This is a genomic window from Nonomuraea sp. NPDC050790, from assembly GCF_044456745.1.
In the GTDB taxonomy this organism is placed as follows: domain Bacteria; phylum Actinomycetota; class Actinomycetes; order Streptosporangiales; family Streptosporangiaceae; genus Nonomuraea.
In genome coordinates, this window is the sequence record NZ_JBITGF010000002.1 from 868,875 (window position 1) to 893,525 (window position 24,651).

The window sequence follows — 24,651 nt, forward strand, 5'->3', positions numbered from 1 at the left end:
ACCCGTCCTACAACCGGGGGCCGCAACTGCCGCGGATGACCAGCTCGGTCGGCAGCAGCACGCTCCTCGGGCGGCGTGAGCCCGACCGCAGCACCAGCTCGGCCGCCCGGTAGCCCAGGTCGCGGGCGGGCTGGGCGATCACCGTGAGCGGCGGGGAGCACAGCTCGGCCCACGGCACGTCGTCGTACATGACCACGGACAGGTCGCGGGGCACGCGCAGGTCGAGTTCGCGCGCGGCCAGCACCGCGGCCTCGCCCAGCATGTTGCCGCCCGCGACCAGCGCGGTCAGGTCGGGGCGGGTCTGGAAGAGGCCGGAGGCCGCCGCGTAAGCCGAGTCGCGGCTGCCGTCGGAGAAGACGATCAGCTCCTCGTCCGGCACGCCGCCCACGGCCTGCCGGAACGCCTCCACCCTGCGCTCACGGCCGGGTCCGCCCAGGTAGGCGATACGGCGGTGGCCCAGGCCCCTGAGGTACTGCACCGCCGTACGGATGCCCGATCGGTCGTCGGTGAGCACGGCGGGCACGTCGAGCGGCCGCGCGGCGGGACGCGGCGCGGCCGGACGGGCCCCGGGCAGCGCGCCGACGCCGTCGAGCATCATCAGCTCCGACAGCGCCGCCGAGCTGACGCCGCTCAGCGCGCCGCCCTCCGTCCCGGGCTCCGCGTCGGGATCGGGTACGGCGGGCGCCGCGTCGGGATCGGGCGGCAGCCGGTCGGCGAAGACGACGTTCATGCCCGCCTTGAGCGCGGGGCGCCAGGTGTCGGCGTCGCCGCAGGGCACCGCGATCACCCGGTCGACGCTCTGCTCCAGCAGCATGCCGATCAGCTCGGCCTCCTGCTCGGGGTCGTCGGCGGTGGAACCGATCACGACCGGCTCCCCGGCCGAACGCGCGCAGGCGAGCACGCCCTCGGCGAGCTGGCCGTAGAAGCTGTCGGTCAGGTCGGGCAGGAGCAGGCCCATGCCGCCGGTGCGCTGCTGGCGCAGGTTGCGGCCGAGGGCGCTGGGACGGTAGTCGAGCTGCGCGGCCACGGCCAGCACCCGCTCGCGGGTCTCCGGGCTGGCCGAGCCGCCCGACAGCACCCGGGATACGGTCGCGACGCCGACGCCCGCCGCCTCGGCCACATCCTTGATGGTCGCCCTCTTCATGGAAACGATTCCATCATGGTTTCCGCGTACTTTCCAGTGTTGCCCCAGGCTCTTGACATGGATGTCCGTTTCGGGTGAGATGCATGAAAACGTATCCACGCAGGAGTGCGCATGGCATCCATCGTCCTAAACAACGTCGACAAGATCTACGCCGGTGGCGTCAAGGCTGTGAACGGGCTCAACCTTGAGATCAAGGATGGCGAGTTCATGGTGCTGGTCGGCCCGTCCGGTTGCGGTAAGTCGACCGCGCTCCGGATGATCGCCGGCCTTGAAGACATCAGCGGCGGCGAGATCTCCATCGGCGACAAGGTGGTCAACCACCTCCCGCCGAAGGACCGTGACATCGCCATGGTCTTCCAGAACTACGCGCTCTACCCGCACATGACGGTCGAGGAGAACCTTGCCTTCGGCCTGAAGCTTCGCAAGATGCCCAAGCCGGAGATCCAGAAGCGGGTCAACGAGGCCGCCAAGATGCTCGGCCTGGAGCAGTACCTCAAGCGCAAGCCCGCCGCGCTCTCCGGTGGTCAGCGCCAGCGTGTCGCCATGGGCCGCGCCATCGTGCGTGAGCCGCAGGCCTTCCTCATGGACGAGCCGCTGTCCAACCTGGACGCCAAGCTCCGTGTCTCCATGCGCGCCTCCCTGAACCAGATGCACGAGCGCCTCGGCGTCACCACCGTGTACGTCACCCACGACCAGGTCGAGGCCATGACGCTCGGCGACCGGGTCTGCGTCCTGCGCGACGGCCTCCTGCAGCAGGTCGACACCCCGCAGAACCTGTTCGACAAGCCGGTCAACCTGTTCGTCGCCGGCTTCATGGGCTCGCCGTCCATGAACTTCGTGACGGCGGAGCTCGTACGCGACGGCGGCGGCGCGGCCGTCACCTTCGCCAACATCAAGCTCTCCATCCCCGAGTCGACCTTCTCCGACAAGCCGGGTCTCGACCAGTACATCGGCAAGAAGATCATCCTCGGCATCCGTCCCTCCGACTTCGAGGACGCCGCCTCCGCCGGCAACCACGCCAACGGCTGGGCCACGCTGCCGGTCAAGGCGGAGGTCACCGAGGAGCTCGGCTCCGAGATCAACGTCCTGTTCCTCATCGACGCCCCGCCGGTCGAGCACAAGGACACCGTCGCCGCCCAGGACACCGGCGACGACGACGAGGCGGCGCTGCCGCTCGTGGGCGACAAGTCGCTGTGGACGGCCCGCGTGAACGCCCGCAGCCACGTGCGTCCCGGCCAGAGCATCGACCTGGTCGTCGACACCCACAACCTGCACTTCTTCGACTCCACCTCCGGTCTGTCGATCGGTCACGAGGCGAACATCGGCAAGTAACGCCCCCCGACTCCGATCCCCACCACAACCCCCTCCTGTGGTGGGGATCGGCTGTTCCCACCCCTTTTATCCCCTGATCACCCACTTAGCCCCTGATCACCCACTTAGCCCCTGATCACCCACCCACACGCCACCCACGCCACACCGCCCGGACCTGCCACCACCGCTGCGCCACTCCGGTTCCTTCGCACCCACGCACGCTTCCGCAACCGCGCCCCACGCCCGCGCCCCGCCCCCGCGCTTCGCGTTCCTCCATCGCGTGCCCCGGGTCGCTCGTGTCGTCACCGAGTCGCCAAGGGTGCCGCTGCCCTCAGGGTGTGCCGCTTCAGCCCACCCATCCGAGTGCCCCGTCGCGCCCTGATCGGGTTTGTCCTGTGATCCGGTCGTGCCAGCCTTCGGGGTGGCCCCCCGGCGCGCCACGCCGTAGACCGGGTGGGCGTCGCTCGGCATGTGTTACCAGGCGAAACGCTGTCCTGATGGTGCCAAGATCCTGACCATGGGCCCCAACCCCTTGAGCTGTTCGTTACTGATCCACTACTGTCAGTAATGGTTCGCAGCCTGAAACAGGAGGTTTCATGCCCCGCACGACTCGTCTGATCGCCCTCTCCGCCCTGGCCGCAGCAGGACTGCTCCTGGCCACCGCCCCGGCCCACGCCGTGATCGACCCCGCCGCCACCCTCATCTGCCTCACCGAATCGGCCGTCGACGTCACCGCGCTCGTCGACCCCGCCAGTCCGGGCGTACCCGCCGAGGTGCCGGCGGTCGGCTGCCTGCAGCCCTGACCCCGCACGGCGGCGCGGCCAGCCATGCCGCGCCGTCCCCCCGGCATCCCCCCTCGTGAAGGAGTTCCGTTGGACATCCGAGCTCTCGTAATTAGAACGGCCGCCGCCCTCGCGGTCGCCGCCGCCATGATGGGCAGCAGCGACCCGGCCACCCTCAATGTGCAGGCCATCGTCGACAGGCTGAATCTGTACGTCCTGACCTCCTGAGATGCAACCACTGCTGTCCATAGCCCGAGTGCCTCAGCCGCACGGCGCGCTGAGGCGCCTCGGCTACATCATGTTCCTGAGCCGCTGGATCCAGGCCCCGCTCTACCTCGGGCTCATCGCCGCCCAGGTGGTCTACGTCTGGCGCTTCATGGCCGAGCTGCTGCACCTCATCACCCTCGGCTTCGGCGGCAAGCCCGCCGAGACGACGGTGATGCTGATCGTGCTCGGCCTGGTCGACGTGGTGATGATCTCCAACCTGCTGATCATGGTGATCGTGGGCGGCTACGAGACCTTCGTCTCGCGGCTGCGGATCGAGGGACACCCCGACCAGCCCCAGTGGCTCTCCCACGTGAACGCCAACGTGCTCAAGGTCAAGCTGGCCATGGCGATCATCGGCATCTCCTCCATCCACCTCCTTCAGATATTCATCAACGCCGCCAAGCCGGCCATCACCGACAGAGAACTCCTATGGAAAACACTCATCCATTTGACCTTCATCCTCTCAGCGGTGGCGCTCGCCGTGATCGACCGGATCATGGACGGTCCCCGTCCCGCCCACCGGTCCGATCCCCAGAGCCCCGCCGCCACCGACGCGCCACGCAAGCAGATCGCCGCCTGACGACCGGGCTCGCGCTGGCCGCGGGGCTGATCGGCGGCGCGCTGCTGGCCGTACCCGCTCAGGCCGGTACGGCCCCGAGCCTGGTCGGCGACGTGATCATCTTCAACGACGAGATCGTCGAGCCGGTCTCGCTCCCGGTCAGCACCTGTGGCGGGCCGGGCGTCCTGTTCAGCACCTCGGTCACCGACTGCGGCGGCGCCTCCCGGGTGTCCGACGACGACGCCTGACCCTCCGAGCCGGGTGCCCGCTTGCCGCGGCGGGCACCCACCCGGCTCGCCTCCTCCGCTCCAGCTGAACATCGCTAATCTTGCATCGTTCGTTCTCTTGTATCGTTCGTGTTTATGCCGGTAATCTCTGCGCCATGACTCCGACCACCGCCGAGGAACTGCGAGGGGCCGGCCTGCGGGTGACGGCCGCCAGGGTCGCGCTGCTGGAGACCGTCCGCGCCGGCGACCACCTCGGTGTCGAGGAGATCGCCTCCAGGGTGCGCGATCGCGTCGGCCACATCTCTCTGCAGGCCGTGTACGAGGCGCTGCACGCGCTGACCGCCGCGCGTCTGGTCCGGCGCATCGAGCCGGCCGGCAGCCCCGCCCTGTACGAGGGCCGCGTCGGGGACAACCACCATCACGTCGTGTGCCGCTCGTGCGGCGCCGTGGCCGACGTCGACTGCGCGATCGGCCACGCGCCCTGCCTGAGCGCCGCCGACGACCACGGCTTCACGATCGACGAGGCCGAGGTCGTCTACTGGGGCCTTTGCCCCACCTGCACCACCGCACACGGTGCCTGAACACGATCCGACAGTCCGGAAGGATTCCCCCATGTCCGAGAACCACGACGCGATCGTCACCGACGCGAAGACGGAGGAGCCGGGCGGCTGCCCCGTCGCGCACGGGCGTGCCCCGCATCCGACCCAGGGCGGCGGCAACCGCCAGTGGTGGCCCGAGCGGCTCAACCTGAGGATCCTCGCGAAGAATCCCGCGGTCGCCAACCCGCTCGGTGAGGAGTTCGACTATGCCGAGGCCTTCCAGAGCCTCGACCTCGCCGCGGTGAAGCAGGACATCCTTGAGGTCATCACCACGTCGCAGGACTGGTGGCCGGCCGACTTCGGGCACTATGGCCCGTTCATGATCCGGATGGCGTGGCACAGCGCGGGCACGTACCGCATCAGCGACGGCCGCGGCGGCGCGGGCGCCGGACAGCAGCGCTTCGCCCCCCTCAACAGCTGGCCGGACAACGGCAACCTCGACAAGGCCCGCAGGCTGCTGTGGCCGGTCAAGAAGAAGTACGGCAAGAGCCTGTCGTGGGCCGACCTCATGATCCTCACCGGCAACGTCGCCCTGGAGTCGATGGGCTTCCAGACGTTCGGCTTCGCCGGCGGCCGCGAGGACGTGTGGGAGCCCGACGAGGACGTCTACTGGGGCCCCGAGTCCACCTGGCTGGGTGACGAGCGCTACAGCGGCGACCGCGAGCTGGAGACGCCGCTCGCCGCGGTCCAGATGGGCCTCATCTACGTCAACCCGGAGGGCCCGAACGGCAACCCGGACCCGCTCGCCGCGGCGCGCGACATCCGCGAGACGTTCCGCCGCATGGCGATGAACGACGAGGAGACCGCGGCCCTCATCGTGGGCGGCCACACCTTCGGCAAGACCCACGGCGCGGGCCCGGCCGACAACGTCGGCGCCGACCCCGAGGCCGCCTCGATCGAGGAGCAGGGCCTGGGCTGGAAGAACGCCTTCGGCACCGGCAAGGGCGCCGACACGATCACCAGCGGCCTTGAGGGCATCTGGACGAACACGCCGATCACCTGGGACAACAGCTTCCTGGAGATCCTCTACGGCTACGAGTGGGAGCAGTTCAAGAGCCCGGCGGGCGCCTTCCAGTGGCGGCCGAAGGACGGCGCGGGGGCGGGCACGGTGCCCGACGCCCACGACCCGTCCAAGCACCACCAGCCGACGATGCTGACCACCGACCTGTCGCTGCGCGTCGACCCGATCTACGAGCAGATCACCCGCCGCTGGCTGGAGCACCCCGAGGAGCTCACCGACGCCTTCGCCCGCGCCTGGTACAAGTTGACCCACCGCGACATGGGCCCGGTCGTGCGCTACCTCGGCTCCGAGGTCCCGGCCGAGACCATGCTGTGGCAGGACCCGCTGCCCGAGCGCACGCACGACCTCCTCGACGCCGCCGACGTGGCCGCGCTCAAGGCGCAGGTCCTGGAGTCGGGCCTGACGGTCGCGCAGCTCGTGTCCACCGCGTGGGCCTCCGCCGCGTCCTTCCGCGGCAGTGACAAGCGCGGCGGCGCCAACGGTGCGCGCGTACGCCTGCAGCCGCAGAGCGGCTGGGAGGTCAACGACCCCGACCAGCTCGCGAGCGTGCTGCGCACGCTGGAGGGCATTCAGCAGGCGTTCAACGCGGGCGGCAAGCACGTCTCGCTGGCCGACCTGATCGTGCTCGCCGGTGGCGCGGGCGTCGAGAAGGCCGCCAAGGACGCCGGGTTCACGGTCGAGGTGCCCTTCGCGCCGGGTCGCGTGGACGCCGCGCAGGAGCAGACGGACGTGGAGTCGTTCGCCGCCCTGGAGCCGGTCGCCGACGGCTTCCGCAACTACCTCGGCAAGGGCACCCGCCTGCCCGCCGAGTACCTGCTGCTCGACCGGGCGAACCTGCTCACGCTGAGCGCCCCCGAGCTGACGGTCCTGGTCGGCGGCCTGCGCGTCCTGGGCGCCAACCACCAGCAGTCGCCGCACGGCGTCCTCACCGCGACGCCGGGGACGCTGACCAACGACTTCTTCGTCAACCTGCTCGACCTCGGCACCACGTGGCAGGCGACCTCGGACGACGCGACCACCTTCGAGGGCCGCGACGCCTCCGGCCAGGTCAAGTGGACCGGCACCCGCGCCGACCTGGTGTTCGGCTCGAACTCCGAGCTGCGCGCGCTGGCGGAGGTCTACGCGAGCGACGACGCGAAGGAGAAGTTCGTGAACGACTTCGTCGCGGCGTGGACCAAGGTCATGAACCTGGACCGGTTCGACCTGCGCTGATCGTCCTCATCCGGCGGAGGCCCCGTGCTCGCGGGGCTTCCGCCAGATGACGCTGTAGCGCAGCAGAAGGTGCCTGCGGTACTGCGAGCCGGGCAGCATCTCGGCGCTCAGCGCCCGCATCTGCCTGTACGTCACCGGAGGCGGCCACACGGTAGGAGAGGTCTGCTTCCAGAGCCCTTTGAAGGCCCGGTGGACCTGGCCCACGACGATGCCGGCGAGGTCGCGTGGCAGGTCGCCGGGCAGCTCGCTGCGCGCGAGCCCGACCACGGCCAGGACGCCGCCAGGCCGTAGCAGCTCGCTCATGCGGGCCAGCCCGTCGGCCGCGTCCATATGGTGCAACGTGGCCACCGACGCGACGACGTCGAACGAGCCGGGCTCGAAGGGGTGGGTCAGGAAGTCCCCGACGATGTAGTCGATGTCACCGGGGTACGCGCGGGCCTGGCCGATGCTGGGCTCGTGGAGGTCGATGCCGGTGACGTACGGCACGGCCTGCCGAAGCTCCCGGGCGAGCATCCCCTCACCGCAGCCGACGTCAAGGGCGCGCTTGGCCCCGTCGGGCACCGCGCCCAGGATGCGGGAGTGGTAGTGGATGTTGTGGTTCCATCGCCTGCCAGATCTAACGGACATACGGCCATCCTTCCGGACGCCCTATCCGGCCACATAGTTCTTGATCAGGTCGTAGAGCGCGTTGCCCGCCCCGCCCTCGAACAACGCCCTCCCGGTGCCGGCGATGACGTTGAGCGCCCGCTTCACCCTGGGCACGGGCAGCTCTTTCTCGGTGAGCGCCGCCCGCAGCTCCGCCAGCGCCTCGCTGACCTCGGGAGACAGCCGCGCGTCCGTGTCGTCCAGATATCGCACGATCACCTGCGCCAGCTCACGTGACGGATCGAGCGCCGCGTTGTTGTTGACGACACCGCTGCCGAAGAGCGAGTTGATGAAGCTGACCTTGTCGTAGAAGTTGTAGTTCACCGAATGCTCCTGCGGCATCGTCCGAGGCTCCCGGCCGGAGCGATCCGCTTCGGCCCAGAGCGCACCGAGTTTGGTGAGCTTGAGGCGGCGACTCCGTCGGGGACGCATCGCCGGTGGCAGCGGGAACAGGGCGAGCAGGTCCCGCGCCCAGCGGCCCGGCCCGAGATTGCGGACCACCAGGTTGCCGGCCAACGCCGCGCGGACGGCCCACCGCACGTGATCCGGGGCATGCTCCTCCCGCACCAGGTGGTCGACGGCGTCCTCCTCCGGGCGCCAGTCTCGGGACAGGCGCAGAACGAGGGCACGAACAACCGGGCCGACAGGCTCGGTCACGGCGCGGTGGTACGACTCCGGGTGATGGCGGACGAACAACTCATCGCACGGGTGATCCACGCCGGGCGACGGTACGGCGTAGCCGAGCCTGACGGTCTTCCCGTTCTCGGCGGGCAGCACCACGTCCACGCGGTGCAACCGCGGAAGTGGCATCCGCCTGAGCAACGGCGGCAGGGACGGCGCCTCGTGCTGCCGGATGTGCAACCCGCTCTCGTCCATCCGGCGCTGGAAGCTTCGGCGCTGCTCTTCCTTGAAGCTCTCCCGCCACTCGTGGTGCGCCTGTGTGCGCCGGTTGGCCTCCTCTACTCTCCGGCATCTGCGCTCGTAGTCCTCGTGCGAGCACACCCAGTCGCCCGGCCGGAGGTCCGTGGCGGGTACCGCGCGGGTGAAGCGCCGCAAGCGCCGTCCCGTCATCGCGGCCAGCACCCGTCGTCGGCCCGTCAGTTCGGAACCGAGCTGTAGGAGCTCGGATCCGGACGCGGTCAGGGCGGCCGCCAGGCCGAGGGCCGCGAGGAGCGCGGATAACCAGGGCAGGTTGGCCAGCCAGAAGATGCCGGGAGCGGCTATGAGGGTGCCCAGGAACAGGCGTGCGGACGTTTTCGACCGGGTGGTTTCCGACCAGACGGCGCCCGCGATCAGGTACGGACTCAGCCGTACGTCGTCTGCACCGACCCGCATGGCACCAGTATGGGCATCAGCGGCCGATTCTGGCGGAGACCTGTGCGGCGAGGTTGCGGGGGACGAACTTGCCCACCGCGACGATCGCCTTGTAGCGCGGGTCGGGGATGCTGACCACGCGGCCCAGGGCCAGGTCGCGCATGGCCGCGGCGACCACGTTGTCGGCCTTCAGCCACAGGAAGCCGGGGATGCCGGCGGTGTCCATGCCGGCGCGGTCGTGGAACTCGGTGCGGACGAAGCCGGGGCACAGGGCCATGACCTTGACGCGGGGGTGGCCGACCTCGGCGGCGGCCGACTCGCTGAAGTTGATCACCCAGGCCTTGGAGGCGCTGTAGGTGCCTCGGGTGAAGAAGCCCGCCACCGAGGCGACGTTGATCACGCCGCCGCGGCCCCGGGACTTCATTCCGGGCAGCGCGGCCAGTGTCAGGCGCAACACGGCCTCGCAGTGCAGCTTCAGCATGCGCAGCTCGTCCGCGACCGGGGTACGCAGGAAGCCCTCCGGGTGGCCGAAGCCGGCGTTGTTCACCAGGAGGTCCACGCCGTCGCGGATCCGGGACTCGACCGCGGTGAGACCGTCCTCGGTGGACAGGTCCGCGGGCAGGGTCTCGACGGCGCCGCCGTACCGGAGCTTGAGTTGCTGGGCGCTCTCGGCGAGGCGGTGCTCGTCGCGGGCGACGAGAACCAGCGTGAAGCCGTCGGCGGCCAGGCGGCGGGCGAAGGCGGCGCCGAGGCCGGCGGTCGCGCCCGTGATCAGTGCGGTAGGCATGTTCGCAGATTAGCCCGCCCGGGGCGGCGCCCCGCCGTTGAGGCGGGGCGTGGCGTGAGAGGATCGTGGGGTGCGATCGGCTCTTCTCGCGCCGCTGGCCGTCGTGGTGGTCACCGTGACGGCGCTGGCCTGCGCACCCTCCACCCCCGAGGCCCCCGAAACCCCCGCATCCGGTACGCCGTCCGCCTCGGCCGGTGCGCCGTCGTCCACGGCACCGGCGGAGACTCCGGTTCGGTCCGAGCGGCCGGGCAAGCTGGTGTTCACCGAGGTGGGCACGATGGACAAGCCCGTGGCCTTCGCCGTACGCAAGGACGACGAGCGCGTCTACGTCGCCGAGCAGGGCGGCAGGCTGCGCACGCTGGACGGCGCGACCGTGATCGACCTGTCCGGCGAGGTCAGCACCGGCAACGAGCAGGGACTGCTCGGCGTGGCCTTCCACCCGAGCGGCCGGTGGCTCTACCTGGACTGGACCGACCGCGAGGGCCACACTCACGTGACCGAGTGGGCCTTCGACGGGAACAAGGCCACGGGACGCCGCGACGTCCTGCGGCAGAACCAGCCGTTCGCCAACCACAACGGCGGGCAGCTCGCGTTCGGCCCCGACGGGTACCTGTACATCGCGCTCGGCGACGGCGGCAGCGGCGGCGACCCGCAGGGGAACGGGCAGGACCTCGGCACCTGGCTGGGCAAGATCCTGCGCATCGACCCGCGCGGCACGCCGTACAAGGTGCCCGAGGACAACCCCTTCACCGGGAAGGACGGCGCCAAGCCGGAGATCTGGGCCTACGGCCTGCGCAACCCCTGGCGGTTCACCTTCGACAAGGAGACCGGCGACCTCTGGATCGGGGACGTCGGCCAGAACGCGTGGGAGGAGGTCGACTTCCAGCCGGGCGCCTCCAAGGGCGGCGAGAACTACGGGTGGAACCTTCGCGAAGGCGACAAGCCGTTCAACGGCGGCCAGGGGAAGGGCCTGACCGATCCGGTGATCACCTATCCGCTGGGCGAGGGCGGCAACTGCTCGGTCATCGCCGGGTTCGTCTACCGCGGCGAGAAGATCCCGTGGCTGCGGGGGCGGTTCCTGTACGGCGACTTCTGCGCGGGCTGGGTGAAGGCGGCCCAGGCCGGAGAGCCCCGGGACGCCATTGACGTGGGGACGGTCGAGCAGCTCTCGTCGTTCGGGCAGGCGGCGGACGGCGAGCTGTACGCGCTGAGCCTCCAGGGACCCGTCTACAAGATCGAGGCGGCGTCGTGAGCCGCCTGCTGATCGTGCACCACACGGTCTCGCCGGCCACGCACGAGCTGTTCGAGCAGGTGCTCAAGGGCGCGACCACGGACGAGGTCGAGGGCGTCGAGGTGGTGACGGAGCCGGCTCTGGGCGCGACGGCGGCCGATCTGCTCGCCGCCGACGGACTGGTCATGGGGACGAGTGCCAACATCGGCTACATGTCGGGCGCGCTCAAGCACTTCCTGGACACCGTCTACTACCCGTGCCTGGCCGAGACGCGGCGGCTGCCGTACGGGCTGTGGGTGCACGGTGACAACGACACGACCGGAGCGGTGTGCGCGGTGGAGTCGATCGCGGGCGGGCTCGGCTGGGAGCGCGCGGCCGCGCCCGTCACCGTCACGGGCCGGCCCGCCAAGGCCGACCTGGAGGCGTGCTGGGAACTGGGCGCGACCCTGGCAGCGGTCATCAGCCCGGTGGCCTGACACGAAGCGGCGGTGATCAGTCCGGCCGCCTGATGCGACGCAGGTGATGGTCAGCCCGGCCGTCTGGCGAACCAGGTGATGGTCAGTCCGGCCGTCTGGCGAACCAGGTGATCATCAGGGCGGCGGTCGCCGCGTGCGTGATGCTGGAGGCCACTCCCGCGCCCGTCGCGCCCCAGACCGGGATCAGGGCGGTGTCCAGGCCCAGGTTGAGTGCCAGCGCCGACAGCGTGATCATGGTCATCGGGTGCGGCCTGGCCAGCCGGGTCAGGTGCTGCTCGACGGGTTTGATGAGCGCCGCCATCACGGCCGCGGGCGCGAGGGCGAGGAGCGGGGCCACGCTCGCGGCGTACGGCGGGCCGTACACGAAGGGCAGCGCGCACGCGGCCCCGGCGGCGATCAGCGCCACGCACCCCAGCGAGATCACCAGGTTGAGCGCGAGCACGTGGCGGGTGACGGCGCGCGAGCCCGCGTCGGTGCCGCCCGCCTGGCCGGGCAGGCACACGTGCGCCACCGCCTCGGTCGGGATCTTCACCAGCATCAGCACCCCGGCGGCCACGGTGTAGAAGCCCGCCTCACGCGGCGAGTGCAGGAAGCCGAGCAGGAGCGTGTCGGCGGCGGGCAGCAGGTGGAAGGCGACGAGGCCGAGGTGGTAGCGGCCGGACAGGGCGAGCTGGCGGACGGCCAGGGCCCTGGCGGGGCGCAGCGCGCGGGCGCCGAGCGCGCCGGTGAAGCGCAGCACGGCCGGTACGCTGGCCGCCGCCCAGCACGCGACCACGGCGGTGAGCGTGAGCAGGTCGAAGGCGGCCAGCGCCAGGATCGGCAGGTACTGCGCGAACCCCGAGGCCAGTTGCGCCTGGTTGACCAGCCGGGTGCGTCCGCGCAGGAGCAGGACGCCGCGCAGGTTGAGCCAGCAGACGGTGACCGGCACCGACGCCAGCGCGATCGCCAGCGCGGGCGTGGCCGTGCCCGGGTCGCAGGCCGCGGCCAGGGCGAAGGCGAGCAGGGCGGTGAGCGTGCCCATGCCGAGCCCGATGACGACGGCGTTGCCGGCCAGCCGCGCCCGCAGCACGCGGTGCGGCCAGAAGGCGATCTGCGAGGTGTTCAGCGACCAGTGCCCGATGAGGACGGCGGTCGTGGCGATGCTGACGATCGCCGCGTACAGGCCACGGCCCTCCGGCTGGAGGGCCCGGGCCAGGGCGGCGCCGGCGACGATTCCGAGCGCCGTCTTCACGGCTTCGGCGGCCATCATCGGAAAGGCCGCGCGGACGGTCGTTCTCAGCGGCCGGCCCATGGGGCAGATCCTATGGACCACTCCCGTCACGGATTATGTGGCGTGGTTTTCCGTGAAGTCGGGAGATCGTCTGCATTTGCCAAGGAGCGGAATTCAGCCGGATATCTTCTCGATGAGATCCTCCACCTGGGCGTTGAGCCTGGCGCCTCGGGCCCAACCGGCGTAATGGGTGAGGAAGGCGACAACCTCCCGCAACTCCTCCACGCTCAGCTCGCCGGCCCGCACCGCCGCGTCCAACTGGATCAGCAGCTCTTCGTCCAGGCCGCCCTGGCCGACGAGCAGGCCGAGCAGCAGGAGCCGGCGTTCTCGGAACGAGAGCGCGTCTCGTGACCACAGATCGGCGAAGGTCATCTCTGCCATACAAACCGCGCTCCCTATCCAGGTGATCCTCATATTTTTCGCTACTTCCGGAGATGGACCAATGGGGGTTGCGGGAACGTTGCGGCGGAGTGACCGTGAAGGCATGCGTGCCTTGGGTTTACTCGCCGCGGCGCTGCTTTTCGTCAACGCCTGCGGAGCCGGCCAGGGTGAGGCGCCGGGCGCGGCGCAACCCCGCAACGACGGCGGGAACGCTACCCAGCGCGGTGTCCACGTGCGCAACGCCTACCTGCTGAGGGGCGGCTCGCTGCACGCCGTTCTCATCAACTCGGGCACGCGGGCCGACCGGCTCGTCCAGCTCACGCTCGCCGGCGGGCGGCTTTCGCTGCTGGCCCCGGTCGAGCTGCCGCCCTCGGGGGTGACCGGCGGGGACCGGGCCCTCGCCACCGCGAGCGGGCTGGAGGCGCGGGTGGGCTCGTGGGTTCCGGCGACCTTCCAGTTCCAGGAGGCGGGCGTGCTCGCGGTACAGGTTCCGGTCAAGGAATTCCCCTAGGCTTCCGTCACAAGTAAAGCCAAGGGATGGCCAAGATTTGGTCAAGATGTGTCACCGGTCATGACGCTCATTCCGCATGAAAAAGGGCACAACAACACCGTTGGTCCGTTAAGCGGAGGTAAGCCCCGGTGATAACGGTACGGACCTGGGTCTCGATCATGGTCGCGGCCCTCACCCTCTCGGCCTGCGGCCAGCCGGCCTACCACTACGTCCACGACAAGGGCGGCACCACCTACTTCAAGGTCCCCTCCTCCTTCGCTCAGCTCGACGCCACCCCGATCGAGCAGTACCTCAGCCGGCTCCACCCCGACTCCGAAGCGGCCAGGCTGCGCCGGGAACGGGTGTGGTCCACCGCCTTCGACCAGGCGGGCGCGCCGACCCTCCAGCACCTGCTCAGCTCCAGCGACCCGTTCGTGTACTCCACCGTCCACCGGCTGACCGTGCGCGAGCGCGACCGGGTCTCGCTCGACGGGCTGCGCGACTTCGTCTTCCCGGTGACCGAGCCGGCCAGGACCGCCTACGTCACCGACCGGCTCAGCAGCGGGCAGATGCCGCTCTACCTCAAGTTCGAGCCGCTGGTCGACGAGGTGCTCACCCTGGACGGCGGCGCCAGGGGCGTCCGGCTCCGCTTCAACTACCAGATCGGCCCCGACGTCCAAACCTTCGACCAGACCGCGATCCTCGACGAGAAGGGCTCCACCGTCTCGGTGCTGATCGTGAGCTGCCGCTCGCTGTGCTTCAGGAAGCGCGGCGGCGAGCTGGACAAGATCGCGCAATCCTTCAAGCTGCTCCGGCTGCCCGGATGAGGGAGCTCCAGTGACCACGACCATTCCCCACGGGGGCCTGCGCGCGCCCGGCAGCGGCCCGACCGATCCCGACGCCGTCACCAGGAAGAAGATGCGGTTCTGGGACCGGGGGAAGTTCCTGATCGGGCTGCTGGCCGCCTTCCTCATCCTGACCTGGAAGACGATGGCGGACTTCGAGGGGATCATCCCCTTCTGGGATGCCATGCAGTACATCGGACGGGCCTATCCGTGGATCTTCTGGTTGCTGGCCGCCGAGACGGTACGGCAGGCCCACTTCCTGGTCAGCGAGCGTTCCTCCGGCTACCACCGGTTCTGGAGCCAGCGGGTGTTCGGCGGCTTCGAGCGCTGGTCGCACCGCCGCTTCGACGACTGGACCCGCTTCCGCGTCGCCAGGGCCGTCAAGATCGCCTTCTGGGTGTCGCTGCTCGCGCTCGTGCTCGGCGCGGTGCTGGACGTCAGCCCGTTCATCGCCCTGTTCAGGGCCCCGGCGCTGGCCGTGCAGGCGCTGCCGTTCGTGCTGCAGATCGTCTTCCTGTTCTTTGTGATCATCATCCAGTTCGTCGGGCTGTTCTGGTTCCTGTCGCGCGGCGGCGTGGAGACGTACTTCCCCGACGACATCAAGACCCGCTTCGCCGACGTGTGGGGGCAGGACCACGTGGTCGAACGGGTCAGGGAGAACATCGTCTTCCTGGAGAGACCGGACGCCATCGAGGAACGGGGCGGCTACGTGCCCAGCGGGCTGCTGCTGTGGGGGCCGCCGGGCACCGGCAAGACGCTGATGGCCGAGGCGGTGGCCGGTGAGACCGGCAAGCCGTACGTCTTCGTGGATCCCGGCGCCTTCACCAACATGTTCATGGGCATCGGCATCCTCAAGGTGAAGACGCTCTTCAGGAAGCTGCGCAAGCTCGCCCTGCGCTACGGCGGCGTGATCGTCTTCTTCGACGAGGCCGACTCCCTCGGCAAGCGCGGCCGCCTGGCCCAGCAGGGACCGCCTGGACAGCAGGGCTTCAACGGCTGCCACGGCCTGAACTACCTCTCGGAGGAGACCCGTTCCGTCCTCGCCTTCAGGGCGCGCCGCGCCGAGCCGGAGCCCGGCCGCGACCGCTTCTTCATGGGCGGCGGCATGAACGCCTCCGGCGACCCCGGCACGCTCCAGGCCCTGCTCACGGAGCTGTCCGGCCTGAAGAAGCCGCGCGGCTTCTTCAACCGGCTGGTACGCCGCGTGCTGGGCATGCGCCCCAAGCCACCGCCCAAGTACCGCATCCTCGTCATGATGGCCACCAACCGCCCCGACGCCCTCGACGAGGCACTGTTACGGCCAGGCCGCATCGACCGCATCTACAAGGTCGGCTACCCCTCCAAAGCCGGACGGGTCCGCACCTACCAGGGCTACTTCGACAAGGTCGCGCACGAGCTCACCCCGGACCAGGTCGACAAGCTGGCCACCATCACCCCCTACGCCACCGGCGCCACGATCAAGGACCTGGTCAACGAGTCGCTGATCACCGCCATCCGGGACGGCCGCGAGGTCATCACCTGGTCCGACGTGCTGCGGGCCAAGCGGCTCAAGCAGCTCGGGCCGCCGGAGGACGTCGAGTACATCGAGCGCGAACGGCACGCGGTCGCCGTACACGAGGCGTGTCACGCCGTCGTGGCCTACTACACGCGCTTCCACCTGGAGATCGACATCGCCACGATCGAGAAGGGCGCCGACTACCTCGGCATGGTCGCCTCGATCAAGCCCGAGGACCAGTTCACCCGCTGGAAGTCGGAGTACGAGGCCGACATCATGGTCTCGCTCGCCTCGCTGGCGGGCGAGCGGATGTTCTTCGCCGAGGACAACTCCTCCGGGGTCTCCGGCGACCTGCACGCGGCCACGTTCCTGACCGCGCTGATGGAGTCGCACTGGGGGATGGGCTCCGGGGTCACCTCGCTGCCCGCGCTCCAGGAGCTGGAGATCATGGGCGGCAAGTCGATACCGCGGCCCCGGCGGGCCGACCTGCCCGAGCACGGGCAGCCCGACCTGATGCCGGACGTGCTGGGGGAGCGGATCGAGTTCAACCTCGTGCGGCTGCTGGAGAAGACCGAGCGGCTGCTGCAGGAGCACCGGCGGGAGGTGCTGAGCGTCGCCCACGCGCTCGAACGGCACAGGACGCTCAACGGGGACGACGTGGTCGCGATCATCGAACGGCGGGCCGGGCCGCTGGTCGACGGCACCGTCTACGCCTCCGACGAGCTGAGCGCCGAGCTGGAGGAGTACCACCAGGAGGCGGCCAGGGCACACCACGAGCACAGCCGGGTCGAGCGGGAGCTGCCCGGCCTGGTGGCCGACGAGGTCGTCGTGGAGGCCGTGGTGGTGGAACACGAACCTGCCGCGCCGGTGTGGAGCGGGCCTGCCGTACCGGCGGGCGGGGGTGGGACGCGGCCGCAGTTCGTCGCCCAGGCCCACCCGCCACTGACCCATCCGCCCCAGGCCCACCCGCCACGGGCTTACGCGCCTCAGGCTCAACCGGCCCCGCAGGCTCACCCTCCGCTGACCCCTCCGGCACCCGCGCGGCAGCCCATCGTGCCCTTCGGGGAGCCTCAGCCCGAGCGGGCCCGTCCCTCGCTGGGCCGGGCGGTGCTGATCGCGGTCGGCAGTCTGGTCGCGCTGGTCGTGGTGGCGCTGCTGGGTGGCCTGGCGGTCACCCGGACCAGCCCTGCCATGGAGCCGGCCTCGCCGGGCCTGCTGGTGATCCTGTTCGTGTTCGTGGTGGCGCTGATCGTGGGGGCGTGCCTGGCGGTCGTGGCCGTCAGGGGGCTGCGCGCGGCCCGCGAGCGGGCGGAGCGCGAGCGCGACCAGGCCCACGCCAGAGCCCAGCTCCTGGCCGCCGCCATGGACCCCGACACGGCCATGCGCCTGCTCGGCTACGACGGCGGGCGGCCTCCCGGAGAAGGGTGACGTCAATCACGTAATGCGTTCACTTCATTGCTTAGGGTGAAAATGGCCTGAGCGAGGAGTGAGATGGGTCCTGGAATAGTCCGCAGCCTGGTGCCCGCGCGGCTGGACCGCCTGCCCTGGTCGCCGTTCCACACCCGGCTGGTGATGGCGCTCGGCGTGGCGTGGGTGCTTGACGGGCTGGAGATCACGATCGTCGGCAACGTCGGTGCGTTCCTCCAGCGCTCCGACACGCTCGGGCTGACCTCGGCGCAGGTCGGCCTGTCGGCGACCGTCTACCTCATCGGCGAGGTGGCCGGCGCGCTGTTCTTCGGGTGGCTGTCGGACCGGATGGGCAGGCGCCGCCTGTTCATCCTCACGCTGGCCGTCTACCTGGTCGCCAGCGGCCTGACCGCGCTCTCCTGGGACTTCGGCAGCTTCCTCGTGCTGCGCTTCGTCGCCGGGGCCGGCATCGGCGGCGAGTACGCCGCGATCAACTCGGTGATCGACGAGATGATCCCGTCCCGCTACCGGGGCCGCGTGGACCTGGCCGTCAACGGCACCTACTGGCTCGGCGCGCTGCTGGCCACTTCGGCGACCTTCCTCCTGCTCGACCCGTCGAGCCCGCTCGACCCCGACTGGGCGTGGCGGCTCGGCTTCCTCGTCGGCCCGGTGCTCGGCATCCTCGTCTGGGGACTGCGCAGGCACCTGCCGGAGAGCCCGCGCTGGCTCATGACCCACGGCCGCGAGGACGAGGCGGAGCGGGTGGTCGCCGCGATCGAGAAGGAGGTGGAGAAGGAGGACCGGCTCGTCCTGGAGCCGGTGCCGGACAGCCGGGCCATCGAGGTGCTGCCGCGGAAGCGGCTGCCGCTGGTCGAGGTGGCCAGGACGCTCTTCCGCACCTACCCGGGCCGCTCGTTCCTGAGCGCCACGCTGATGATCTGCCAGTCGTTCCTCTACAACGCGATCTTCTTCACGTACGCGCTGGTGCTCACCCATTTCTACGACGTCGAGGCCGGCGAGGTGCCCAAGTACATGTTCGCCTTCGCCCTCGGCAACCTGCTCGGCCCGCTCGTGCTCGGCCGGTTGTTCGACACGGTCGGACGCCGGCAGATGATCTCCGGCACCTACCTCGCCTCCGGCGCGCTGCTGGCCTTCACCGGCTGGCTGTTCGAGCGCGGCGCGCTGACCGCGACCACCCAGACGATCATGTGGTCGGTCATCTTCTTCGTCGCCTCGGCGGCGGCCAGTTCGGCGTACCTGACGGTGAGTGAGATCTTCCCGATCGAGATGCGGGCGCAGGCGATCTCCATCTTCTTCTCGCTGGGCCAGGTCGTGGGCTCCTTCGGCCCGGTCGTGTTCGGCGCGCTCATCGGCGACCGGGCGAACCCGGACCCGGCCCGGCTCTTCCACGGCTACCTCTTCGCCGCCGGGATGATGATCTTCGCGGGCCTGGTGGAACTCCGCTTCGGGGTCAAGGCCGAGCGCGCCGCGCTGGAGACCGTCGCCGAGCCGCTGAGTGCGGTCAGGGCAAGGGCGCGGCGCGTCAGGAGCGAGGAGCGGTGAACCCCCGGCCGGGCCCGGCCGTCGTCTGGGTATGGACCGCCTTCTCGCGCTGAAGGGCGCGTGCGTGCTTCTCGCCGCCCTCCCGCTCGCCGCCTGCCAGAGCGACCGCGTCTGCACCCTCATCGGTACGCCCGTCGGCATCCAGGTGGACGTGGCGCCGCCGATCTCCGAGCGGGTGGCGGCGGCCGAGATGGAGGTGTGCCAGGCGGGGACGTGCCGTCCGGCGAAACTGGAGCTGCACCGGGCCGACCAGGGCGGCGCGGCCGGCTTCGGCGACGTGGCGGGGCTGCGCAAGGAACCGGCCCAGGTCTCGCTGAAGCTCACCGACTCCAGGGGGGAGCCGGTGGTCGAGCGGGACATCCAGGTCATGCCGCGCGGACGCTTCCCCAACGGGCCGGACTGCGGCGAGGGCGGGCCCAACGCGAGGGTACGGGTGGACGGCCAGGGCCTGCTCCATGAGGTGCCCTGACGGCTTGACCGGACCGCCCGATGCCCGCATTAATTGGATTTAGTGCCTAATAGTGGGGGTGCGGGATGCCGGAGGTCGTGCGGATCAGCCTGCGGAACCGGCTGCGCGCGCTTTTCACCTTCCAGGAGGTGCTCGACCGCTTCGACATGATCGCCGACCGGTCGGCGGGAGCCGTACGGGTGCGGACCGGGCGGCGCGGCGGGTACTGCGTCGTGTGGGCGCCCGAGCACGTCGAGCGCGTCTTCGTCACCCACCAGCACCTCTACGCCAAGTCCGCGCAGTACCGGCTGCTCGCCGTCGTCACCGGCGACGGCCTGCTGACCAGCGAGGGCGAGCGCTGGACAGCGCAGCGGCGGCTCATCCAGCCGATGTTCGCCAAACGCCACCTGGGCCGCTTCGCCGAGCACATGACCGACGCGATCGCCGACTTCGCCAAGGAATGGGACCAACTGCCGGACGGCGCCCGCGTCGACGCGGCCACCGCCATGAACCGGCTCACGCTCGACGTGGTCGGCCGGGCGCTGTTCGGCTCCGGCCTGTCGGAGCAGGCCGCGCGGCTCGGGCCCGTGCTCACCTCCGGCCTGCGCGCGGGCGTGCGGGCGACCCGCCTGCAACTGCTGTTCAGCACCCCGCCGTGGCTGGTGGACGCCGCCCACGCTGTCGTACGGCGGGCGCCCGGGTGGATCCCCGGCATCCGCGACCTGCGCCACGTGCTGACCACCACCGACGAGGTCGTCGAGGCGATCGTGGCGGCGCACCCCGGCGGCACGGACGACCTGCTCGGCCTGCTGCTCGCGGCGCCCATGGACAGACGGCAGGTCCGCGACGAGGTGATGACCTTCCTGCTGGCCGGGCACGAGACCACCGCCAACGGCCTGGCCTGGTTCTGGCACCTGCTCGCCCTGCACCCCGAGGCGCGCGCCCGCCTGGAGGCCGAGGTGGCCGGGGTGCTCGACGGCCGGGTGCCGACCGCGGCCGACGCCGACCGGCTCGTCTACACCGCCGCCGCCTTCCAGGAGGCCTTACGCCTCTACCCGCCGGCCTGGTCGATCGTGCGTACGGCGGTGGCCGACGACCGGCTCGGCGACCTGGACGTGCCCGCGGGGACGAACGTGGTCATCCCGGTCTACCTGGCACACCGGGACCCGAGCGCCTGGCCGGATCCCGACCGGTTCGACCCGGAACGTTTCCTGCCCGGGGCGGCGCCGCGCCGCTTCAGCTACCTGCCCTTCGGGGCGGGGCGGCGGATCTGCGTGGGCGCCGGGTTCGCGGTGATGGAGGCGAGCCTGATCATCGCCATGCTCGTCCAGCGCTTCCGGCTGGAGATGGAGGCGGGCGCGGAGGTGCGGGCGGAGGCGACGGTCACACTCCGGCCGCGTGATGGGATTCCGATGAGACTGTACAAAGTGGTCTAATTCAATCGGATCCCGCGAAGATCGGAAGGACGCCCTTGACCCGGCTCCTCAGCGCGCAGGGGCTCATCCAGGCCGTCCTGCGCCGCACCAACCTGCTCATGGCCGGCAAACGCGTGGCGATCGTGGGCGAGGCCCCGCCCGGCCTGGTCACGCGGCTGCGCGCGATGGGCGCCCACCCCGGCAGCCCTGTCGAGGAGGCCGACCTGGTCTTCGGCGCGGACGTGCGTCCTGACCTGCTGAAACCCGGCGCCGTCGTCGTGGGCGGCGTCCGCGGCGACCTCGGTGTGACGTCGGCCAGGCAGGACGTGCTCCGCGTCGACAGGGGCGGCGGCGACGCCGACGTCTACGTGGTGAGCCTGCCGTGCTGACCGACATCGCCGACCCCGCGCTCTGGCCGGGCGGCGCCGACCGGATCGCCTGGGCCCGCCGCTTCATGCCCGTCCTCAACGCCCTGTCGGTCCCCGCCCAGACCGAGGGTGGGCTTGATCTGGATGGGTGGCGGATCGGGCTCGTGCTGGTGCTGGAGCCCAAGACCGCCAACCTGGCGCTCGCGCTGCGCGACGCCGGGGCCGAGGTGATCGTGCACTGCCCCGGCAGGGAGACCTCCGACGACGTGGCCGCCGCCCTGGTGCGCTCCGGCGTCTCCGTGCTGGCGAGGTCGGGCACCACGCGGGCCGAGGACGACGACCTGGCCCGCCGGATGCTGGATGCCGGGCTCGACGCGCTGGTCGACGACGGTGCGAGGGTGATCAGGCTGGCCCATGCCGAGGAAAGGCTGGGCCCGCTCAGGGGCGCGGCGGAGGAGACCACGAGCGGACTGCGCCCGCTCAGGGTGATGGCCGCCCAGGGAGACCTGCGGGTGCCGGTGATCGCGGTCAACGACGCGCGCTGCAAGGTCCTGTTCGACAACGTGCACGGCACCGGGCAGTCCTGCGTCATGGCCGCCCTGGACCTCAGCGGGCTGGAACTCGACGGGCTGACCTGCGTGGTCGCCGGATACGGCCACGTCGGCCAGGGTGTGGCCCGCTACGCCGCCGCCCTGGGCGCGCAGGTCGTGGTCAGCGAGGTGAACCCGTTCGCCGCGCTACGCGCCTTCCACGACGGGCTGCGCGTGCTGCCGCTGCTGGACGCCTGCCCGCAGGCCGACCTGCTCTTCAGCGCCACCGGCGTCGCGGGCACCGTCACCGCGGAGCACGTCGCCGCGCTCCGGCCGGGCGCGTACGTGGCGGTGGCCGGGGGAGTGGAGGACGAGGTGGAACGCCCGCCGGGCGGCCGCGAGGTCCGTCCTGGCGTCACCGACCACGGCGGCTGGTACCTGCTGGCCGAGGGCGAGTGCGTCAACTGCGCCGCCGCCGAGGGCAACCCGATCGAGATCATGGACCTGTCCCTGTCGCTGCAGGCGCTGGCCGTCGCCCACCTGCTCGCCAGCCGCCTGCCGCCGGGCGTGCATCCACTGCCGGAGGAACTGGACGAGCGCGTGGCCAGGCTGAAGCTGGACGCGCTGGGCGTACGCCTTGACCGGCCGACCGATCGGCAGCGCGCGTTCCTGGGCAGGGGCCTGTGATCGTCGACGTCCGCGACGCCGGCGTCCGGTACCGCTCGACCGGGCAGCAGGTGCTGCACGGCGTGGACCTGGCCGTGGAGCGCGGCGACTTCGTGCTGGTCGCGGGGCCGTCGGGGTGCGGCAAGAGCACGCTGCTGCGGCTGCTCAACGGGCTGGTGCCGCACGCCTACCGCGCCGAGGTCACCGGCCGCGTGGAGATCGGCGGCCGGCCCGCCCTGGAGCAGTCGGTCCGGCAGCTCTCCACGGTCGTCGGCACGCTGCTGCAGGACCCCGCCAAGCAGATCGTCGGCACCACGGTCGCCACCGAGCTGGCTTTCGGCCCGGAGAACCTCGGCCTGCCCCGCACCGAGATCCGCGCCAGGATCGGAGAGGTGGCCGACCGCGTAGGCGTCGCCCACCTGCTGGACCGCCCCACCCACGAGCTGAGCGGCGGCGAGCTGCAGATGGTGGCGTTCGCGGGCGTGCTGGTGATGCGTCCCGAGGTGGTCGTCGTGGACGAGCCGCTGGCCAACCTGGACCCGGACGCGGGCCGCCGCCTGCTGACCGCCTTACGCCGCTTCGTCGACGACGGCGGCGCGGCCGTGGTGGTCGAGCACCGGGTGGAGGAACTGCTGGAGTTCGGCCCGGACAAGGCGCTCTACCTGGAGGACGGCCACCCCCGCTACTCGGGCGACATTTCCGGATTCCTGCGGCAGGCACCGGTGGCGCACGTCAAGCTCCCCTTCGACACCCTCGTGGCCCGCGCCAGCGAGCTGCCCGCCTCCACCGGCCCGCCCCGCCCGTCCCGCACCGGCCCCTCCCGCCTGGCCTACAAGAACGTCTCGCTCGGCTACGGCTCCCGCACCGTCCTGCACGACGCCGACCTCGACCTGAAGGCCGACGAGCGGGTCGCCGTCCTCGGCCGCAACGGCGCCGGGAAGTCGACCCTGCTCCGCGCCGCCGTACGCCTGCTCGAACCCACCAGCGGCGAGATCCTCGTGGACGGCGAGCCCGTCGGCGGGCGCGACACGCTCAGCCTCGCCACCACCTTCGGCTACGTCTTCCAGAACCCCGGACAGGCGCTCTTCTCCGCCACCGTCGAGGAGGAGCTGGCCTTCGGCCCCCGCAACCTCGGCCAGAGCCCCGAGCGGATCGCCGAGGTCTCCCGCGAGGCGCTGGCCGCCATGCTGCTCGACCGCGAGCCCGGCATCATGTCCCGCCCGCCGCACACGCTCTCGCACGGGCAGCAGCGCCGCCTGACCGTGGCGCTCGCGCTGGCCATGAGCCCGAAGACGCTCGTCCTGGACGAGCCCACCGCCGGGCAGGACCTGCGCACCACGACCGCGTTCATGGACCGCGTGCTCGGCGGCATGCAGAGCGTCTACTTCATCACCCACGACGTGGACCTGGCGCTCACCCGCGCCGACCGCATCGTCATCGTGGACGGCGGCCGCGTCGTCGCCGACGCCTCACCGGCCGAGCTGGCCCACGACGAGCGGTTGTGGACCGGCAGCGGCCTGCGCGAGACCAGCCTGGTCCGCGCCATCCGCGACCTGCTACCCGGGAAAGGAGCGATACCGCACCCGTTCGACCTGGCCAGATCCGGAAGGACTCACCTGTCATGACATCCCCTCACTTACCGGTCCGCACCTCCATCTGGGAGATCAACTCCCGCGTCGTCGTGTTCGCCGCGGTCGGCGCCGCCCTGTACGCCGTGCTGGGCCTGATCAGCTTCACCATCCCGGGCACCCAGAACGTCGACATCCGCCCCGCCTTCGCGCTCGTGCCGTTCATCGGCATGCGGTTCGGACCGATCGCCGGATTCTTCACCGGCCTGGTCGGCAACATGGTCATCGACCAGATCAAGGGCTACGGCGCGCTCTTCTACTGGAACTGGAGCCTGGCCAACGCGCTGACCGGACTGCTGGCCGGCATCCTGTTCGCCCTGCTGGCCACCCGCGTCGCCCGCTCCAACGAGATCCTGCGCCTGGTCCTGGTGGGCGCGATCGCGTGGTTCTCGATGCTGCTCGGTTTCGCCACGACCTTCACCGACATGTGGCTGCAGGACCTCACCTTCGGCGGCTGGGCCTCCTTCGCCTTCGGCCCGCTGCTGCTCAGCAACACGCTGGTCGCCCTCATCCTGGTGCCCGCGCTCGACGCGATCTGGGAACCGATCTCCAAGCGCATGGGCAGGTAAC

Annotated in this window: 25 protein-coding genes; 19 read left to right on the top strand and 6 right to left on the bottom strand. The window is 70.7% G+C overall.

The genetic code is table 11. From position 1 onward, the window contains the following. Positions 1-7: 7 nt before the first annotated feature. A complete protein-coding gene (locus ACIBEJ_RS12470) occupies positions 8-1,144 on the bottom strand; it encodes a LacI family DNA-binding transcriptional regulator (RefSeq protein ID WP_397182761.1) in 1,137 nt (378 codons plus the stop codon). A gap of 111 nt (positions 1,145-1,255) precedes the next feature. Here ACIBEJ_RS12470 and ACIBEJ_RS12475 point away from each other — a divergent pair, with 111 nt between their 5' ends. The 7 genes from ACIBEJ_RS12475 (at position 1,256) to katG (ending at position 7,122) form a co-directional block, all read left to right on the top strand. Then, positions 1,256-2,476, top strand: coding sequence for an ABC transporter ATP-binding protein (locus tag ACIBEJ_RS12475; RefSeq protein ID WP_397182762.1), 1,221 nt, complete (start codon positions 1,256-1,258; stop codon positions 2,474-2,476). A 575-nt stretch (positions 2,477-3,051) separates the two neighbouring features. Beyond that, positions 3,052-3,258 carry a hypothetical protein gene (locus tag ACIBEJ_RS12480; RefSeq protein ID WP_397182763.1) on the top strand — a complete coding sequence of 69 codons (207 nt, stop codon included), beginning with the start codon at positions 3,052-3,054 and terminating at the stop codon, positions 3,256-3,258. Positions 3,259-3,327: 69 nt separating this feature from the next. Then, complete coding sequence (locus tag ACIBEJ_RS12485; protein WP_397182764.1) at positions 3,328-3,465, top strand: hypothetical protein; 138 nt, start codon at positions 3,328-3,330, stop codon at positions 3,463-3,465. Between the two features lies 1 nt (position 3,466). Continuing rightward, positions 3,467-4,084, top strand: coding sequence for a TIGR00645 family protein (locus ACIBEJ_RS12490; RefSeq protein ID WP_397182765.1), 618 nt, complete (start codon positions 3,467-3,469; stop codon positions 4,082-4,084). A 92-nt stretch (positions 4,085-4,176) separates the two neighbouring features. Further along, positions 4,177-4,311 carry a hypothetical protein gene (locus tag ACIBEJ_RS12495; RefSeq protein ID WP_281395377.1) on the top strand — a complete coding sequence of 45 codons (135 nt, stop codon included), beginning with the start codon at positions 4,177-4,179 and terminating at the stop codon, positions 4,309-4,311. Between the two features lie 134 nt (positions 4,312-4,445). Continuing rightward, positions 4,446-4,871, top strand: coding sequence for a Fur family transcriptional regulator (locus tag ACIBEJ_RS12500; RefSeq protein WP_397182766.1), 426 nt, complete (start codon positions 4,446-4,448; stop codon positions 4,869-4,871). 31 nt (positions 4,872-4,902) lie between these two features. Then, positions 4,903-7,122, top strand: a complete 2,220-nt coding sequence (katG, locus tag ACIBEJ_RS12505; protein ID WP_397182767.1) for a catalase/peroxidase HPI — start codon at positions 4,903-4,905, stop codon at positions 7,120-7,122. 6 nt (positions 7,123-7,128) lie between these two features. On the opposite strand, the gene ACIBEJ_RS12510 is transcribed toward katG, so the two are convergent. Genes ACIBEJ_RS12510 through ACIBEJ_RS12520 form a run of 3 tightly spaced genes read right to left on the bottom strand, consistent with a single transcriptional unit; the run spans position 7,129 to position 9,868 of the window. Beyond that, positions 7,129-7,749, bottom strand: a complete 621-nt coding sequence (locus ACIBEJ_RS12510) for a class I SAM-dependent methyltransferase (protein WP_397182768.1) — start codon at positions 7,747-7,749, stop codon at positions 7,129-7,131. 21 nt (positions 7,750-7,770) lie between these two features. Continuing rightward, complete coding sequence (locus tag ACIBEJ_RS12515; RefSeq protein WP_397182769.1) at positions 7,771-9,102, bottom strand: hypothetical protein; 1,332 nt, start codon at positions 9,100-9,102, stop codon at positions 7,771-7,773. A gap of 16 nt (positions 9,103-9,118) precedes the next feature. Then, positions 9,119-9,868 carry an SDR family NAD(P)-dependent oxidoreductase gene (locus ACIBEJ_RS12520; protein ID WP_397182770.1) on the bottom strand — a complete coding sequence of 250 codons (750 nt, stop codon included), beginning with the start codon at positions 9,866-9,868 and terminating at the stop codon, positions 9,119-9,121. Positions 9,869-9,938: 70 nt separating this feature from the next. On the opposite strand from ACIBEJ_RS12520, the gene ACIBEJ_RS12525 reads away from it, so the two are divergent. After that, positions 9,939-11,120 carry a PQQ-dependent sugar dehydrogenase gene (locus ACIBEJ_RS12525; RefSeq protein WP_397182771.1) on the top strand — a complete coding sequence of 394 codons (1,182 nt, stop codon included), beginning with the start codon at positions 9,939-9,941 and terminating at the stop codon, positions 11,118-11,120. Further along, the gene (locus tag ACIBEJ_RS12530; protein WP_397182772.1) at positions 11,117-11,575 is read left to right on the top strand and encodes a flavodoxin; all 459 of its coding nucleotides are present in this window, start codon (positions 11,117-11,119) and stop codon (positions 11,573-11,575) included. The genes ACIBEJ_RS12525 and ACIBEJ_RS12530 overlap by 4 nt, the downstream gene beginning before the upstream one ends. Before the next feature lie 82 nt (positions 11,576-11,657). On the opposite strand, the gene ACIBEJ_RS12535 is transcribed toward ACIBEJ_RS12530, so the two are convergent. Continuing rightward, the gene (locus tag ACIBEJ_RS12535) at positions 11,658-12,866 is read right to left on the bottom strand and encodes a lipopolysaccharide biosynthesis protein (protein WP_397182773.1); all 1,209 of its coding nucleotides are present in this window, start codon (positions 12,864-12,866) and stop codon (positions 11,658-11,660) included. A 93-nt stretch (positions 12,867-12,959) separates the two neighbouring features. Further along, positions 12,960-13,226 carry a carboxymuconolactone decarboxylase family protein gene (locus ACIBEJ_RS12540; protein WP_397182774.1) on the bottom strand — a complete coding sequence of 89 codons (267 nt, stop codon included), beginning with the start codon at positions 13,224-13,226 and terminating at the stop codon, positions 12,960-12,962. Between the two features lie 103 nt (positions 13,227-13,329). Between ACIBEJ_RS12540 and ACIBEJ_RS12545 the strand changes: the two genes are divergently transcribed. The 10 genes from ACIBEJ_RS12545 to ACIBEJ_RS12590 all read left to right on the top strand — a co-directional run bounded on the left by ACIBEJ_RS12545 (position 13,330) and on the right by ACIBEJ_RS12590 (position 24,650). After that, complete coding sequence (locus ACIBEJ_RS12545; RefSeq protein ID WP_397182775.1) at positions 13,330-13,737, top strand: hypothetical protein; 408 nt, start codon at positions 13,330-13,332, stop codon at positions 13,735-13,737. A 158-nt stretch (positions 13,738-13,895) separates the two neighbouring features. Then, complete coding sequence (locus ACIBEJ_RS12550; protein ID WP_397182776.1) at positions 13,896-14,543, top strand: hypothetical protein; 648 nt, start codon at positions 13,896-13,898, stop codon at positions 14,541-14,543. Positions 14,544-14,553: 10 nt separating this feature from the next. Beyond that, a complete protein-coding gene (locus tag ACIBEJ_RS12555; RefSeq protein ID WP_397182777.1) occupies positions 14,554-17,484 on the top strand; it encodes an AAA family ATPase in 2,931 nt (976 codons plus the stop codon). 63 nt (positions 17,485-17,547) lie between these two features. Further along, positions 17,548-19,026: an MFS transporter gene (locus tag ACIBEJ_RS12560; protein ID WP_397182778.1), complete on the top strand. Its 1,479-nt coding sequence runs from the start codon at positions 17,548-17,550 to the stop codon at positions 19,024-19,026. A 31-nt stretch (positions 19,027-19,057) separates the two neighbouring features. Further along, on the top strand, positions 19,058-19,495 hold the full coding sequence (locus ACIBEJ_RS12565) for a hypothetical protein (RefSeq protein WP_397182779.1): 438 nt from the start codon (positions 19,058-19,060) through the stop codon (positions 19,493-19,495). Positions 19,496-19,560: 65 nt separating this feature from the next. Continuing rightward, positions 19,561-20,910, top strand: a complete 1,350-nt coding sequence (locus ACIBEJ_RS12570; RefSeq protein ID WP_397182780.1) for a cytochrome P450 — start codon at positions 19,561-19,563, stop codon at positions 20,908-20,910. A 35-nt stretch (positions 20,911-20,945) separates the two neighbouring features. Then, entirely contained in the window at positions 20,946-21,278 is a 333-nt protein-coding gene (locus ACIBEJ_RS12575) for a hypothetical protein (protein ID WP_397182781.1), read from the top strand. Continuing rightward, entirely contained in the window at positions 21,272-22,474 is a 1,203-nt protein-coding gene (locus tag ACIBEJ_RS12580) for an adenosylhomocysteinase (protein WP_397182782.1), read from the top strand. The genes ACIBEJ_RS12575 and ACIBEJ_RS12580 overlap by 7 nt, the downstream gene beginning before the upstream one ends. Further along, positions 22,471-24,078, top strand: a complete 1,608-nt coding sequence (locus ACIBEJ_RS12585; protein ID WP_397182783.1) for an ABC transporter ATP-binding protein — start codon at positions 22,471-22,473, stop codon at positions 24,076-24,078. The genes ACIBEJ_RS12580 and ACIBEJ_RS12585 overlap by 4 nt, the downstream gene beginning before the upstream one ends. After that, on the top strand, positions 24,075-24,650 hold the full coding sequence (locus tag ACIBEJ_RS12590; protein ID WP_397182784.1) for an ECF transporter S component: 576 nt from the start codon (positions 24,075-24,077) through the stop codon (positions 24,648-24,650). Before ACIBEJ_RS12585 ends, ACIBEJ_RS12590 begins: the two co-directional genes overlap by 4 nt. The last annotated feature ends 1 nt before the right edge of the window (position 24,651 follow it).